Below are 282 nucleotides of genomic sequence, written 5' to 3' on the forward strand. Positions count from 1 at the left end.
AGGTTCTGTGGAGATTGAAAAGGTAGATAAAGACGTACACTCGATTAAACTGAAAGGCGTTAAGTTCGAGCTTCGCGATGAAGCCAATAACGTCATTAAATCTGATCTGACGACCGATGAGAAAGGTCAATTAAGCATTACGGACCTGCATCCGGGTAAATACTATCTCGTCGAGACGAAAGCGGCTGACCATTACGAGCTTCTTACTGAACCAATTGAGTTCACTATTGAGAAGAGCCAAACGGAGCCTGTGAAGCTGCTTGTCGAAAACAAAATGATTTC

Annotated in this window: 1 protein-coding gene; it reads left to right on the top strand. The window is 43.3% G+C overall.

The features are described 5' to 3' along the window. A partial coding sequence (locus tag PSHG_RS26135; RefSeq protein ID WP_010267627.1) for an MSCRAMM family protein occupies positions 1-282 on the top strand: 282 nt, incomplete at both ends.

The organism is Paenibacillus senegalensis JC66 (assembly GCF_000285515.1).
Lineage (GTDB): Bacteria > Bacillota > Bacilli > Paenibacillales > NBRC-103111 > Paenibacillus_L > Paenibacillus_L senegalensis.